Origin of the sequence: Actinoplanes xinjiangensis, assembly GCF_003148685.1 — a bacterium.
Classification (GTDB): Bacteria; Actinomycetota; Actinomycetes; order Mycobacteriales; family Micromonosporaceae; genus Actinoplanes; species Actinoplanes xinjiangensis.
Window position 1 is genome coordinate 436,284 of sequence record NZ_QGGR01000002.1, and the last position, 14,445, is coordinate 450,728.

At 72.5% G+C, this 14,445-nt stretch carries 10 protein-coding genes; 4 read left to right on the forward strand and 6 right to left on the reverse strand.

Annotated features, from left to right (window positions below; genetic code table 11):
* Positions 1 to 57: 57 nt before the first annotated feature.
* From BC793_RS05455 to BC793_RS05475, 5 genes are read right to left on the reverse strand one after another with little or no spacing between them, the layout of a single operon-like run.
* Positions 58 to 2,838, reverse strand: a complete 2,781-nt coding sequence (locus tag BC793_RS05455) for a DUF5682 family protein (RefSeq protein ID WP_109589788.1) — start codon at positions 2,836 to 2,838, stop codon at positions 58 to 60.
* Positions 2,835 to 3,947 (reverse strand): ATP-binding protein, encoded by a 1,113-nt coding sequence (locus BC793_RS05460; RefSeq protein ID WP_109589790.1) that lies wholly within the window; start codon positions 3,945 to 3,947, stop codon positions 2,835 to 2,837. The genes BC793_RS05455 and BC793_RS05460 overlap by 4 nt, the downstream gene beginning before the upstream one ends.
* Positions 3,948 to 3,972: 25 nt before the next feature.
* Entirely contained in the window at positions 3,973 to 5,313 is a 1,341-nt protein-coding gene (locus BC793_RS05465; protein ID WP_109589792.1) for a vWA domain-containing protein, read from the reverse strand.
* Positions 5,310 to 6,677, reverse strand: coding sequence for a hypothetical protein (locus BC793_RS05470; protein ID WP_109589794.1), 1,368 nt, complete (start codon positions 6,675 to 6,677; stop codon positions 5,310 to 5,312). Before BC793_RS05470 ends, BC793_RS05465 begins: the two co-directional genes overlap by 4 nt.
* Entirely contained in the window at positions 6,677 to 7,177 is a 501-nt protein-coding gene (locus BC793_RS05475; protein ID WP_109589800.1) for a hypothetical protein, read from the reverse strand. Before BC793_RS05475 ends, BC793_RS05470 begins: the two co-directional genes overlap by 1 nt.
* Positions 7,178 to 7,411: 234 nt before the next feature.
* Here BC793_RS05475 and BC793_RS05480 point away from each other — a divergent pair, with 234 nt between their 5' ends.
* A complete protein-coding gene (locus BC793_RS05480; protein WP_146246192.1) occupies positions 7,412 to 8,662 on the forward strand; it encodes a helix-turn-helix domain-containing protein in 1,251 nt (416 codons plus the stop codon).
* Between the two features lie 9 nt (positions 8,663 to 8,671).
* Here the strand turns inward: BC793_RS05480 and BC793_RS05485 are convergent, their stop codons facing one another.
* The gene (locus BC793_RS05485) at positions 8,672 to 8,854 is read right to left on the reverse strand and encodes a hypothetical protein (protein WP_109589804.1); all 183 of its coding nucleotides are present in this window, start codon (positions 8,852 to 8,854) and stop codon (positions 8,672 to 8,674) included.
* A gap of 208 nt (positions 8,855 to 9,062) precedes the next feature.
* On the opposite strand from BC793_RS05485, the gene BC793_RS05490 reads away from it, so the two are divergent.
* The 3 genes from BC793_RS05490 (at position 9,063) to BC793_RS05500 (ending at position 14,380) form a co-directional block, all read left to right on the forward strand.
* A complete protein-coding gene (locus BC793_RS05490; RefSeq protein WP_109589806.1) occupies positions 9,063 to 9,254 on the forward strand; it encodes a hypothetical protein in 192 nt (63 codons plus the stop codon).
* Between the two features lie 81 nt (positions 9,255 to 9,335).
* The gene (locus BC793_RS05495) at positions 9,336 to 12,263 is read left to right on the forward strand and encodes a type 2 lanthipeptide synthetase LanM family protein (protein ID WP_109589808.1); all 2,928 of its coding nucleotides are present in this window, start codon (positions 9,336 to 9,338) and stop codon (positions 12,261 to 12,263) included.
* Positions 12,260 to 14,380 (forward strand): peptidase domain-containing ABC transporter, encoded by a 2,121-nt coding sequence (locus tag BC793_RS05500; protein ID WP_109589810.1) that lies wholly within the window; start codon positions 12,260 to 12,262, stop codon positions 14,378 to 14,380. Before BC793_RS05495 ends, BC793_RS05500 begins: the two co-directional genes overlap by 4 nt.
* Positions 14,381 to 14,445: the final 65 nt, after the last annotated feature.

The window sequence follows — 14,445 nt, forward strand, 5'->3', positions numbered from 1 at the left end:
CGGCACCCCTCCGGCAGCCCCCTCGCCGCCGGAAGGACGGGCGTGGCCCGGCACCGCTCAGGTGCCGATCAGCTCCGCGACCGCCTCCGCGGATGCGGGGAACGCTGTGAGCAATACGGTCGCCTCCCCGCCGGATGCGACGGCGAGCGGTGTCCACTCCCCCTCGCAGCCGAGCAGGGCCGCCACCGCGTCCGCCGAGGCCGGGTTGGCGGCCAGCAGCGCCACCGCCGCGGCTGCGGGACCGGACGGCCCACCGGGCCCGGCCGGACCCGCGGACGGCCGGGACCGGGCCGGTGCGTTCCACGGGGCCGTCCACGAGTCCAGGGCCGCGAGCGTCCCCGGGAAGGTGCGCCCGGCCTCCCGCGTCAGGACCGGCACCAGTTCGGCGGCCTGCTGCTTCAGCGTGGTGATCAGGTTGGGCAGCCACGGCAGCAGCACCGGGTCGGGCAGCCGCGCGAACGCCTGGGAGAGCGTCTCCACCACGAACGGCGCCAGCCTCGGCACCGGCTCGAGCGCCTGCACGAAACCGCTCACGTACTGCGGGAACGACGGCACCACCAGCGGGTTGCCGAGCAGCTCACCGACGCGTTCCCGCAGGTCGGCCAGCGGTAGCGCCCCGAGCTGGTGCAGCGCCGCCCAGAGCAGCGCGATCTTGGCTGGAGACTCCGGGTGCGACTGCCGGACCGCGATCTCCAGCTGGGTCCGGTCGCAGCCCAGCGACAGGGCCAGGCTCTCCATGCTGAACAGGAAGCCGAGCATCGCGCCGACCTGCCGGACGCCGGTCTCCTCCTCGACGAAGGCGGTCGGCAGCAGCGTGCAGTAGTGGGCATACCCCTCGGTGACGAACCGCCCGCACCACGCGGGCAGCACCGGCGTGGTGGCCCGGTAGTGCGCGAGCAGCCGGCGGATCCGCCGCAGCACGTCGGGAGCGCCGTCGACGGTCCGCTCGGCCGCCAACAGCTCGATCGCGCGGGCACCCAACTCGTCGGTGAGCCGTGGGCTCTGGAGGAAGAGCAGCGAATTCTCCACCGCCTTGAGCGCGGTGGCGGCGGTCGCCTTCGGGTCCCAGGCGTCCCGGCGCAGTCGCTGTTCGAGCACCTGCTCGACGGTGACCCCCTCGTAGCCGAGCTCGATGACGGCACGCTGGTTGCGGCCCAGATCGAGGTCCCAGCTCTCCTGGATGTGTTTCTCGCCGAGCTTGCGGCTGCCCATGATCGGGCGGACCGCCTGGTCGGGCAGCAGATAGCGCAGCATCCACAGCAACTGTGAGCAGGCGGTCAGCTCGGGCCGGGCGGCCAGATCGAGCAACGCCCGCTGGATGCTGCGCTGTTCGAGGTCGAGCCCGAGCGGGGCCAGCCGGTCGTAGACGTCGCGGGCCAGGGGCGGCAGCGCCTCGTAGCCGACCTGCCCGATCCGGTCGCCGCCGAGCAGGATCTCGCAGAGCCGGCGCACGTCCCGGCGGCCGGGCACGGTGTCCTTCTCGATGCAGGTGACCGCGGCGTCCTGGAAGTCGTACGGCGTCGGCCGCACCCGCCCGCGCATCCCGGCCAGCAGCACCGACGTCTCGAACACCGCGATCGCGTCGGCGGTGCTGGCGAGATAGCCGTTGCGGCGGGCGAGCCGGACGATGTCGACGCACCAGCCGCGCAGTTCCTCCTCGTCGAGCCCGTCGAGCACCGGCGGCCCGGCCATGTAGCCGGTCAGGTGGTCGACGACCGGTCCGCTCGCGGCGGCCGGCAGCGGCAGCGCCTTCCGGGCCTTCCGGGCGCCTTTCTGCCCCTCCAGCCGGAACGGTGTGAGCCGGAGTTTCTGGAGCTGTTTCTGCCAGGTGGCGGCCGCGATCGACACCGATCCGGGCGCCAGCCCGAACTGGGCCTCGATCGCCGAGTGGCTGGACGGGATCAGCCCGTAGAGCCAGGTCGTGCCGGTGCGCGGGGTGATCGTGAAATCCGGGGTCCCGGGAGCCGAGCCGGCCTCCGGCACCCGGCTCGCCGCATGGAACGCCCCGCAGATGTAGAGACAGTCGGCCGGGTCGGCGCCGGACCGGGCGAGGTGCTCCCGGATCCGGGTCCACATGTAGCGTTCCCGGTCCTCGTCACCGGCATACCGTTTCGTGTCGTGCGGGGCCAGCCGGCGGAACAGGCTGCCGACCAGCACCATCACCTGCCGGTACGTCTCGTGGTCGGCACCGGCCAGCGGCTGCTCCACATACTGGTCCCACCACTCCGACCAGTGCCGCACCCGCCCGTGGTGCAGCAGGTGCTCCTCCAGCTCGGCGAAGCGGGGCCGCAGATCGCCGATCTCCACACCGACCGCGTCGCCGTGCAGGTCGTCCTCCGGCTCCGGGGTGCCCGCCGGTGACGAGACGTCGGGCTGCCACTGGAAGACGTGGTCGGTGGACCGGTCCACCAGGACCAGCTCGACGCCGGGGGTGTCCAGGGCGTACGAGATCGCCTGGTACTCGGCGGACGCCTCGGTGATCGGCGCGATCACCGAGAGCGGCGCGGACTCCGCGGGAAACCCGTCCAGCTCGGAGGCGAAGGCCTGCAACGCCACCGGCAGCCGGCAGTTGCGCAGCTCGGTGAGCAGCGGCTGCAGGTCCTCGCAGAGCTCCAGATAGACCACCTTCGGCTGTTTCTCGCGCAGCCGCCGGAGCATGGCCAGCGCCGAGGCGGGCGAGTGATGGCAGACCGGGAAGATCTCCAGCGGCTCGCGCAGTGCGTGGTCGACGTCGTCGACGATCCCGGCCAGGATCTCCGGCAGCGCGGCCGGCCCGTCCGCGAGGGACTCGGCCGCGCCCAGCAGCTGATCGCGGAGCGGATCGAAGGGGCTGGTCACGACAGGGTCGCGATCGCCTGACGGCCGCCGGAGAGGAAGCCCTCCCACTCACCGCTCTGCTCCCGGCTGCGCGGCTCGATCACACCGTGCCAGTACTTGTTGAGGATCGCCAGGTCCTCCGGGCTGCGCCGGGCCAGCGAGCCGACCAGCGACGAGGCGAGGGTCTCGGAGGTGAGGGCGCTGGCGCCGAAGAAGTTGCTGTGCAGGATCGCGTCCTCCAGGACGCCGATCTGCTCGGCGGTGGACAGCGCCGACTCGAGGCGCTCGTCGTCGCTGCCCGCGGAGGCCGCGGCGGCCCGCAGGTCGGCGAAGCTCTGCAACAGCACGTCGAGCAGGGTGGGCGGGACCTCCAGCTCGATGTTGTGCCGGCGCAACAGCTCCTCGGTACGGAAGCGGACGATCTCGGCCTCGCTCTTCCGGTTCGTCACGACCGGGATGCGGACGAAGTTGAACCGCCGCTTGAGCGCCGAGGACAGGTCGTTGACGCCCCGGTCGCGGCTGTTGGCGGTGGCGATGATGCTGAATCCGGGCTTGGCGAAGACGATGTTGTCGTCGTCCAGCTCGGGGATCGACACATACTTCTCGGAGAGGATCGAGATCAGCGCGTCCTGCACGTCGCTGGTGGACCGGGTCAGCTCCTCGAAACGGCCGATCACCCCGTTCTCCATCGCCGTCATGATCGGCGACGGGATCATCGAGGCCCGGGACTGGCCCTTCGCGATGACCATCGAGACGTTCCACGAATACTTGATGTGGTCCTCGGTGGTGCCGGCGGTGCCCTGCACGACGAGGGTGGAGTTGCGGCTGATCGCGGCGGACAGCAGCTCGGCCAGCCAGCTCTTGCCGGTGCCCGGGTCGCCGATCAGGAGCAGGCCGCGGTCGGAGGCGAGGGTGACGATGGACCGCTCGACGAAGCTGCGGTCGCCGAACCATTTCGGGGCGATCTCGCGCTCCAGCCCGTCGGCGCGCTCGGAACCGAGGACGAACAGCCGGACCATCTTCGGGCTGAGCCGCCAGGAGAACGGCTTCGGGCCGTCGTCGACCGACTCCAGCCAGTCCAGCTCCTCCGCGTACTTGACCTCGGCGGGGGCGCGCAGCATGTCACTCATGGGGACGGTCTCCTAGGGTGAGAGATCAGACGAGGAAGTTCTTGAGCTCGGTGACGAGCTTCTTGATGTGGCCGGACAGGACCGGGGTGCCCTGGTCCTTGAAGCGCTGCCGGAACCACGGGTTGACGCTCTGGTGGCCGCCGCTGCTGACCGAACCGACCGGGATGAACTTGACTCCGGAGCGGTGCACGGCCTGCATGCCGTCCCAGACGGCCTGCTCCTGCCACTCGTAGAAGTCGGAGATCCAGACCACCACCGTGTTGCGCGGATCGGTGATCTTGGGCCGGGCCAGGTCGAGGGCGACCGTGCCGTCGGTGCCGCCGCCGAGGTGGGTGTGCAGCAGCACCTCGAACGGGTCGTGCACCCACGGGGTGAGATCGAGGGCCCTGGTGTCGTAGGCGACCAGGTGCACGTCGACCTTGGGAAGACCGGCGAAGATCGAGGCGAGGATGGTGCAGTTGACCATCGCGTCGACCATCGAGCCGGACTGGTCCACCACCACGATCAGCCGGGCCGGCTCGATCCGCTTCGCGGTCTGCCGGTAATAGAGCCGGTCGACGTAGAGCCGCTCGTCCTCCGGGCTCCAGTTCGGCAGGTTCTTCCAGATCGTGCGATCGAGGTCGAGGTTGCGGAAGATCCGTTTCGGCGGGACGGACCGGTCGATCGTGCCGGTACTGGCCTGGGCGACCTGGGTGCGCAGCACCTCGGCCACCTCGTCGACGAACCGGCGGATCAGCGCCTTGGCGTTGGCCAGCGCCACTCCGTCCAGGTTGTCCTTGTCGCGCAGCAGCTGCTCGATCAGCGACATGCTCGGGGTGAGCTGCCGGGCGAGCCGGTTGTCGGCGAGGACCTCGCGCAACCGCATCCGGCTGACCAGGTCGCCCTCGATCCCGGCCAGGGCGGCACCCAGACCGGCCCCGGTGCCGGTGCCGGCACCCGCCCCGGTGCCGGCACCCGCACCCCCGCCGGCCGCCCGGCCGCGCAACTGGCCGGGCTCGCACCCCATCGCCCGCTCGAACCAGCCCGCGTCGGCCTGCCAGCGCTGCAACTGCTCGGCGGTCACGTTGCCGGAGCCGGTGGCGAACACGTTGAGCAACAGTTTCGACACCAGGGCGGCCCGGCGGACCTCGCCGTCACGATCGTCGCCGGGATCGCTCATCAGACCGTCGAACTCGGCCGCCAGCTGCGGGAACCGCTGCACGACGGTGTCGATCGAGACGGACGGGTCGAGCAGGGCGGCCGGCAGGTCCAGGTCGCCGACGATCGCCATGCTGCCCGATTCCAGGGTGGCCTGCTCCTCCGGGTCGAAGAGCCGGGCCAGCAGCCGCCAGTAGAGGACCTGACGGCGGGTCTCCGCAGCGCTCATTTCCGCAACAGCCTTCCCGCGCGTTCCCGCAGCACGTCGACGGCGGTACCGGCGGCCGCCTCGGCCTTGGCCGCCTTGGGCTCGGTGGGACCGAGCGCCCAGTCGCCGGTGTGGGCGACGACCGGCTTGCGGCGCACCACCGCCTGCACGGCGAGTGGCTGCACCGTCCAGCGGCCGGCATCCCACCGGAGCAGGCCGAGGCAGGCGGTCGAGGTGGCGAGCAGGGCCGGGGTGATCGGGCCGGCCTCGGGCAGCCGGTCGGTGTCGACGGCGAGCGTGACACCGCCCAGCTCGAACGACTCCGCCCCGGCGGTGTAGCCCTCCAGCAGGACCGGCTCGGCGATGACGGCCGGATGCCGGTCGAGCGGGGCCACCGCCGGGGCGGTCACACCGCCGAGCCGGACCCGGGCCACTGCGAACGGGTCGGCCGCCTCGCCGGGCACCGCCCGCGACTCGTCCCAGAGCAGGTCTCCGGCCGCGGTGAGCGGCATGCCGGACACCTCGACCGTCCGCTGCCCGGCCAGGGCCTGCCGGAACACCGGGAACGCGCTGAGCATCCGCCACGCGGACGAGCCGCTGATCGTGTCGACCTTGGCGGCGGCCACGCTCACGCGGACCAGCCGGACCTCGCCGCCGGGCGCCTCCAGGAGCCCGTGCGCCTGGGCCCGGAAGACCGTCGGGTGCTCGTGCAGGTCGACGCCGAGCAGCAGGAGCCGGCCGTCGGCCGGGAGGGACCCGAAGCCGGGGAAGGTGTCCTGGGAGAGCAGGACCGCCCGGGCCCAGAGATCGGCCCAGCGGCGCACCGGGATCCGGTCGAGAGTGGCGACCGGGGCCGCGCTGCGCAGCTCGGCGGCGAACCCGTCGAGCAGCACCGCCGCCCGGCGCCCGGCCGGTTCGGCGAGCAGCGCCTGGATCGCCCGTGCGCCGCCGCCGGCCAGCTCGTGGTCGACCCCGCGCCACCCGGCCAGGGCCAGCTCACGCAGCCAGGAACGACCACCGGCGAGCAGGTGCCCGGCCCCCGCCGGCTCGGCCGGCGCCGCCCACGGCGGGCGGGACCGGCCGAGCGCCTCGTCGAGCCGGCCGAGCAGGGCGTCGTGTGCGGCACCCGTCAGCGCGGCGCGGGCCCCGGCCAGGACGGCCAGGTGCTCGTCCGTGACGGTCCCGGCGATGATCTTGCCGATCGAGTCGGTGACCCGGTCGGCGAGCGGTGAGCCGGTGAAGGCGGCCGCGAACGACTCCAGGGCGGCGGCGCGCTCCTCGTCGATCCGGGCCAGGCCGTGGACGAGCGCGTCGTCGAGCCCGTCGATCAGGGTGAACGCCTCGGCGAGGCCGTCCGGTGTGGTGCGCAGGGCCTCGGCCAGCATCAGCGCACCGTCCCGGCGGCCGGGAACCAGTGCAGCTCGGGCAGCGGCTCGGCGGTGGCCGGCACCTCCAGATAGGCGAGGTGGCGCAGGAACCCGCTGAACACCTCGGCGGCCCGGTTGGGGGCGGTCGTCGTGTGCAGCCCGGACCAGAGGTCGTCGTCACCGTCGGCGAGGGTGACCTTGAGATACCGGGCGACACGATCCACGCCGTACTGCGCGACGGCGGCGTCGGCCAGGGCGCGCAGATGATTGCAGGCACGTGTGCCGCCGGAGAGGCCCCCGCACGGCCGGTTGTTGTTGGTGTTGCAGCTCAAGCCGTGGTCGCCGGCGGTGATCGAGGAGACGTAGACACGCTCCACGTCGGACCCGCTGGACACCACCCCCTGGAGCCGGCCCTCGGCCAGCTCCACGAACGGCACCTTCGCCAGCTTGCGCGGCCGCACCGGCGCGATCACCGGTGCGGCACTGCGTCGCTCGTACGCGACACCCCCGCTTGTCACAACCAGACCTCCTCACGAACAGGTGCGCAAGTTCTATCCCACCGGTACGACAAAACCGTGCCGGCCGAGGTGAGGAGGGGTTTTCCGGGAGCCGGACCGGACCGCCGGCTACTGATGACGCAAGTTGCGGAACCGATTACTATAGTCATGACGCGCTACTCGGGGGCAGGGAGCGCGGACATGACCGACGAGGGCTCCCGGTAGACGTCACCGGAGCTGGTGAGGAAGTGGTTCGTGGTCGCTCAGGTGCCTCAGCCCGAGTTCGGTCGCCGCCTGCGCAAGCTGCGTTCCGAGCTGGGCCTGTCCCAGCGGGATCTGGCCTCCGGGGCGGTCAACCAGTCGTACATCTCGCTGCTGGAGTCCGGGGCCCGGGTGCCGACCCTCGACGTGGTGGCCCATCTGGCCAAGGTCCTCAACGTGCCGTTGCGTGATCTGGCCGGCGACATCGACATCACCACCGGGCCGGAGGACGCCGCCGCGGGCCGTGCCGAGCTGGTCCAGGAGCTGCTCGCCACCAGCGCCATCGACCAGGGCGACCTGGAGCAGGCCGAGGAGCGGCTCACCCGGATCCTCGCCACCGCCCGTGCGTCCGGTTCGCAGCACGCGACCCTGACACACGGGCTGGCCCTGGACCGGGTGCTGGAGATGCGCGGCGACCGCAACGCGCGCTACGAGCTGCTGCGCGACCTGCTGCCGGTGGCCGAGGTCGCCGGGGTGGCCGAGGCGCGGGTCCGGATCCGGGTGTCACTGGCCGCCGCGGCCCGCGACATCGGCCGCCTGGACGAGGCGTTCACCCACGTGGAGCAGGCCGGCGCGGAGATCGACGGCACCGCGTTCCGGCACGGCAGTGAGCACATCAAACTGCTGGCCGTGCACATCTCGGTGCTCGCCGATGCCGGCGGCGGCGCGGAAATCGTCCGCCTGGTCAACAGCATGCTGGCGATGGCGGAGGCGCTGGGCAGCCCGTCGATCAGCGGGCGGGCGCAGTGGGCGGCGAGCCTGGCGCTCGCCGCGGCGGGCGAGACGGACCGGTCGCTGGAACTGCTCGGCGGCGCGCGCCGGATGCTGGCGAACCCGCACACGTCGCTGCGGGACTGGGCCCGGTTCAGCCGGGCCGCCGTCTCGACGCTGCTCGACGTCAAGGCCGATCCGCAGATGATCGAGGAGCACATGGCGGCGGCGCGGGCGGCGACGGCCGCCGAGTCGGGCACCGAGGCCCACCGGCTGGCCGCTCTGGAGGTGCGCTATGCGATCGCGACCGGCGACCCGGACCGGGCGATCACGATGGCCGCGTCGGTCGACCCGGGGAAGCTGATGGGCCTGGACGGGGTGCGGTTCCGGCACGCGCTGGGTAGTGCGCTGGCGCAGGCCGGCCGGACCGCGGAGGCCGTCGCCACGCTGCGCGAGGCGGCGCAGGCGGCCGAGGACATCTCCGCGTTCCGGCGGGCGGCACAGCTGTGGCGGGAACTGAACGAGGTCGGCTGAGGCCGCGGCTCACCAGGGCCATTCATCGGCGGCGGCCGGCTTGCCGGACAGCACCGGCAGCCCGGTGACGACGCCGGCGGAGACCGGCCGCGGGTCGGCCTGCGCCGGGACGGCGGAAGCGCCGAGAAGGGCGGTCGCCCCGGCGGCCAGGACGGCGGCGAACTGAACGATGCGGCGTGCGGTCTTCGTCATGGCCACCTGTCTACCGGGCGGGGGAAAGCCCCCGACAGCCTGATTTCAATTTCTCGATCCCGACGGTCGCCGCGCCGGATCACCGCACCGGATCGCCGCACCGTGATCAATTCAGAGTATTCGATGTGAGCGCGCTTTCCGGGTTGCTTCCTGGTGTCGTGGTCCTCAACAGCGGGACCGCCCCGCACCGCATCGAGAGGATCCGAGAATGAACCACGACGACAAGTTCGCCGCCGCCGGTGACATCGCCGCCGAGCTGAGCCAGCAGGAGATCGACCTGGACGCGGCGCAGGAGGCCGGCGGTCTCTACACGGTGCCGGGCACCAGCACGATCGGCTGGATCTGCACCGTCTCCTGGGAGTGCTCGGTGCCGAAGCGGCTCTGCGGCAGCGGCGACTGAGAACCAGCCGAAGAAATCGTTCTGCCAACGGGGTCCGTGCTGTCACGGGCCCCGTGGCCGTTTCCGGATGCGAGTGGTGGCATGCGACTGAAAGACGCCCGACCCCTGTTCCCCGAGTACACCGATCCCGCGGCACTGCACGGATTCCTCAGCCGCATCTCCGAACTGCCGGCCGACACCGGTGAGCCCCCGTCGGACCGCACCGGCGACCTGGCCCTGCTGGCCGCGACGGCCACCTGGCGCGACATCGACGGGCCGGCCCGGTTCGATTCGTTCGCGCGGGCCTGGAGCGCACGGCACCGGGCCGCCGCCGAACTGGTGTTCGCCGGTTCGCCACTGACCGCCCACCGGGCCGGGGCGTTCGCCGACGGGCTGATCGACTGGCTCGCCGGACGCGTTCAGGACGCCTCCGTGCGTACCCTCGTGGTGGCTCTGGATCTGCTGCGCCGGGCCGGCGCCCTGCCCGGCGAGACCGCCGAGGAACGTCTCTGGCACTTCTGCGACCTGGCCGGTCGCGACGAGTTCCGGAGCACCCTCGGCGAGATCTTCCCCGAGTTGCGGCGGCAGCTCGGGGTGCTGACCCGCAACACCCTCCGGCACGCGCGGCGGATGCTGGAGGCGACCACCGCCGCGGTCTCCGACGGCACGCTGCCGCCGGCGGCGACCGGTGGGGGCCTCGTTCAACTGCACGACATCGGGTACGGCCTGGGCGACACCCACGCCGGCGGGCAGACGGTGTGCCGGCTGACCTTCGGCGGCGACCGGGTGATCGTCTACAAGCCCCGGTCGATGGCCGCCGAGCTCGCCTACGCCACCCTCGTCGGCCGGATCGGCGCGGCGGCCGGCTTCGACCTGCCGGTGCTCCAGGTGTGGTGCGGCCGCGGCGTCGGCTGGCAGGAGTACGCCGACCAGGCCCCGGCGATCGAGGAGGCCCGCTATTTCCGGGCCGCCGGCCGCCTGCTCGGTGTCCTGCACCTGCTCCGCGCCGGTGACATGCACTACGAGAACGTGCTCAACCACCGCGGACTGCCGGTGGTGGTCGACGCCGAGTCGCTGTTCAGCGTGAACCGGCGCGCCGGGGCGGCGGGGACCGGCTCGGCGGGCGAGACGCTGGCGCACACCGTCTTCTCGACCGGTTTCCTGCCGACCCGGATCTCCGACCCGGCGGATCCGTCCGCGTCGATCGACATCGGCTTCCTCGGGTACGTGCCGGGCCAGCGCGCGGTCACCCCGGTGCCGGCGCTGGAGGACTTCGGTACCGACCGGCCGCGGGTGACCATGGTGACCGGCTCGGTGGACACCCCGGCGGTCCGTCCGCAGACCGTGCCCCGGGCCGTCGAGCTGGCCGAGCTGTGCCGCGGTTTCGCCGAGTGCTGGGACTGGGCCGCCGGCGACCGGGACCTGGTGGAGTCGTGGCTGCGGGAACTCTTCGCCGACCTGCCGACCCGGGCCGTGCTGGAGACCACCGGCAAGTACTACAAGTTGCTGCGGACCGCCGCGCACCCGGCGTTCCAGCAGTCCACCGGCGCGAAGCGGATGCTGCTGCACCGGGTCGGGCTGGGCCGGGTGGAGCACTTCACCCCGGCCGTGGTCCGTGCCGAGATCGACGATCTGTTGCAGGGCGACATCCCGTTCTTCACCCTGCGCACCGATTCGACGTGGGTCCACCACCGGGACCGCCCGATCGCCGACGTGCTCAGCCGGGCCCCGCTCGACCAGGCGATCGACGGCCTGCGGGCGATGTCCGGCGCGGAACGGGAGCTGAATCTGCGGGTGATCCGGGCGGCCTACGTGGACCTGACCGGACCCGAGGCCGACGCCCCGGCGTACCTCCCGGCGATGCGCCGTGCCTCCCGGGCCGGGGTACCCGGACGGATCCGGCAGGTCGTCGGCGACATCGCCGCCGAACTGCACGACCGCGCCGGTTTCGCCGGTGGCCGGCCCGGATGGGTCGGTGCGACGATCCGGGACACCACCCAGGAACACCCGTGGCGGGTCGACGAACTCGGCGACGACCTGTACGCCGGAGTGCCCGGCCTGGCCCTGTTCCTGGCGGCGGCCGGGGTGCTGCTGGACGAGCCGCGGCACCGGGAGCTGGCCCGGGCGGCGCTGGTCCCGCGGGTGCGGGCGCTGCTCGACGACCCGGCCCGGCGGCGCCGTGAGATGGCCGGCGGGCTCTGCGGAGGTTATGCCGGGGTGGCGTTCGCCGCGATCGAGGCCGGCCGGCTGACCGGCTCGGCCGAGCTGAGCGAGATCGGCGCGGCACTGTGGGACCTGTTGCCCGGCGACCTCCCGGCGATGACCGACACCGACTTCCTGATGGGCTCGGCCGGTCTGCTGGCCGCGGCGATCACGGTCGGCCGCCCGGCGGTGACCGAGGCCGCGTTCCGGCACCTGATCGCCACGCCGTCCGCCGGGAAGTCGCTGTACAGCGGATTCGCGCACGGCACGAGCGGCACCCTCGCGGCCCTGGCCCGGTACGGCACCGCCCGCCCCGAGCTGGCGGCCGCCCACGAGACCCTCTGGAACCACGGCGAACAGCACTGGGCGATCAGCGACCGGGCGCCGGAGCGGGCCGCGCGGGGCTGGTGCCACGGAACCCCGGGCGTGCTCCTCGGTTACAGCGAGCGGCTGGCCGCCGGGGAGTCCGTGCCGGCCGGGCCGGCTGCGGACGTCAGCCGGCTCGCCGAGACGGTGGCCGTCGACGGGTTCGGCCTGAACCTGTCGCTTTGCCACGGCGACGTCGGCAACCTGCTGATCCTCGACGGGGCCGCCCGCTGGGACTCCTCCGGCCGGACCGCCGAGCGGGCCGAGGACCGGCGGGCCCAGCTGGTCACCCGGGTCCTGCCGCGGGCGCTGCGGGCCCGGTCCGGCAAGTCGGTGCTCAACGACTCGCTGTACGTGGGGCTCGCCGGCGTCGGTATGGGCCTGCTGCTGAGTACCGGCGAGGTGGACGTCGCGTCACCACTGACGTTCCGCCGCGCCGCCGTCGACCGGGAGACACCGTGACCCGCCTGCGCGCCGTCGAGCAGCTCGGGCCGACCGAGTGCGGCCTGTGCTGCTGCGCCATGCTGCTGGAGGCGGCCGGGGCCGGGGTGCCGATGCACGACCTGCGCACCCGGTACCGGGTCGGCCGGGACGGGCTGACCGTCGCCGACCTGGCCACCGTCCTGCGCGAGAACGGGGTGCACCCGCGCGTCTACCGCACCACCGCTGCCGGTCTGGCCGCACTCGGCCGCCCGGCGATCTGCCACTGGAAACGGTCGCATTTCGTGGTCGTCACCGGCTTCGACACCGGTGGCGTGACGCTGCTCGACCCGGGGGTGGGCCGCCGCCGGGTCAGCGCCGAGGAGTTCGCCGAGAGTTTCTCCGGGCTGGCCGTCACCGCCGATTCGCTGTCGCGCCGGGTCCGGGCACGGCCACCGTCCGGCGCCCGGGTGCTGGGCCGTTTCGCCTGGCAGCGCCGCGGTCTGCTGGGCCTGGTGCTGGCGCTGTCCCTGGTCAGCTCGCTGGTACCGCTGGGCATCCCGTGGCTGCTGGAGCAGTTGTTCGGCGACCGGGCGGGCGGGTTGTCGGCGGGACCCTTGCTGGCCGGGGTGGGCCTGGCGTTCGGGCTGCTGCTCTTCGTCCGTACGGTGGCCGGCATCGTGGCGTCCGCGGCGGTGGGCCGGTCGCTGGCGGGTGCCGTGTTCGACCGGCTGCTGCGGCTGCCGTACGCCTTCGTGGAGAACCGTGGTCCCGGCGACCTGATGTTCACCCTGGAGTCGGTGCACCGGTTACGCGCCCTGCTCTGCAACGACCTGATCGTGGCGCTGGCCGCGGTGGTGGTGACGGTGGTGCTGCTGGGCTGGCTGGCGGCGGTCTCGGTGGCGGCCCTGGTGACCACCCTGCTGCTGATGGCGGCGCTGGCGGTGGGCACGCTGGCCGCGGCCCGTACCGTGCGGCGGCTGGCCCATGCGCAGACCCGGGCGCAGGCGGAGTTGCAGGCCACCCAGCTCTCCGCGATCTCCGGTCTGGAGCTGATCAAGACCAACGGCATGGAGGCGGTGTACGCCGACCAGTGGCAGCGCCGCAGTGACACCGCACAGCGGCACTCCGACCGGCTGCACACCGTGCAGGGTGTCTTCGACGCGGCGCTGGCCGGTGTCATGTTCGTCGGCCCGGTGGTGATCCTGCAACAGGCGCTCGCCGGGCAGACCGCGCCGGGGGTCTCGCTCGTGGTGTCGGTACAGGCGCTGACCGGGCTGCTGCTCGGCCAGGTGAACGTGCTGGCCGGCTCGATCACCCGGCTGGCGCAGGCCGGTTCGCTGCTGGCCCGGATCACCGACGTGCTGCTGCGCCCGGCCGACGACCTGTTCCGCGGCGAGACACCGGACCACCCGGCCGGTGACGTCGTGGTCGAGGAGGTGTCGTTCGGGTACGGCACGTTCGGCCGCCGGGTTCTCGACGGCACCTCCCTGCGCGTGCCGGAGGGGTCGAAGGTCGCGATCGTCGGACCGTCCGGCTGCGGGAAGTCCACTCTGGCCCGGCTGCTCGTCGGGCTGCACCGGCCGGATTCCGGGCGGATCCTGATCGGCGGCGTCGAGCTGGGCGGTCACGAGCGGGACCGGTTCTACGAGGCGGTCGCCTACGTGCCGCAGAACGTCGTGCTGGAGTACGGCACGGTCCGCGACAACATCGCCTGGGGTGCCGGCGACCCGGACGAGAACCGGGTGCACGAGGCGGCCCGCCGGGTCGGGCTGCACGACGAGATCGTGGCCCTGCCCCTGGGTTACGACACCCCGGTCGCGTCGCTCGGCCAGAACTTCTCCGGCGGGCAGCGGCAGCGGATCGCGCTGGCACGGGCCGCGTTCAAGGAGGCGTCCATCGTGGTGCTGGACGAGGCGACCAGTTCGCTGGACAACCTGTCCGAGTCGACCGTGACGGCGTTCTTCAACAGCCTGCGGGCGACGCGGATCGTCATCGCGCATCGGCTGACCTCGATCCTGGACGCCGATCTGATCGTGGTGATGGACCACGGGCGCGTGGTCGCCATCGGCACCCACGACGACCTGTGCCGGGACGCGGGCCTGTACCGCTCGCTGTACGAAGAAGCCGCGACATTACCGTTGTCATCAAGGACTTGACCGCCGCAGCGCTCGTTTATTACTCTGATGACTACAGTAAAACCGCATGACCAGATATCACGGGG

Bases quoted from the DNA above. Each gene is read 5' to 3' on its own strand.
- BC793_RS05460 (WP_109589790.1), bottom strand. From the start codon at position 3,947: ATGAGTGACATGCTGCGCGCCCCCGCCGAGGTCAAGTACGCGGAGGAG.
- BC793_RS05465 (WP_109589792.1), bottom strand. From the start codon at position 5,313: ATGAGCGCTGCGGAGACCCGCCGTCAGGTCCTCTACTGGCGGCTGCTG.
- BC793_RS05470 (WP_109589794.1), bottom strand. From the start codon at position 6,677: ATGCTGGCCGAGGCCCTGCGCACCACACCGGACGGCCTCGCCGAGGCG.
- BC793_RS05485 (WP_109589804.1), bottom strand. From the start codon at position 8,854: ATGACGAAGACCGCACGCCGCATCGTTCAGTTCGCCGCCGTCCTGGCC.
- BC793_RS05490 (WP_109589806.1), top strand. From the start codon at position 9,063: ATGAACCACGACGACAAGTTCGCCGCCGCCGGTGACATCGCCGCCGAG.
- BC793_RS05495 (WP_109589808.1), top strand. From the start codon at position 9,336: ATGCGACTGAAAGACGCCCGACCCCTGTTCCCCGAGTACACCGATCCC.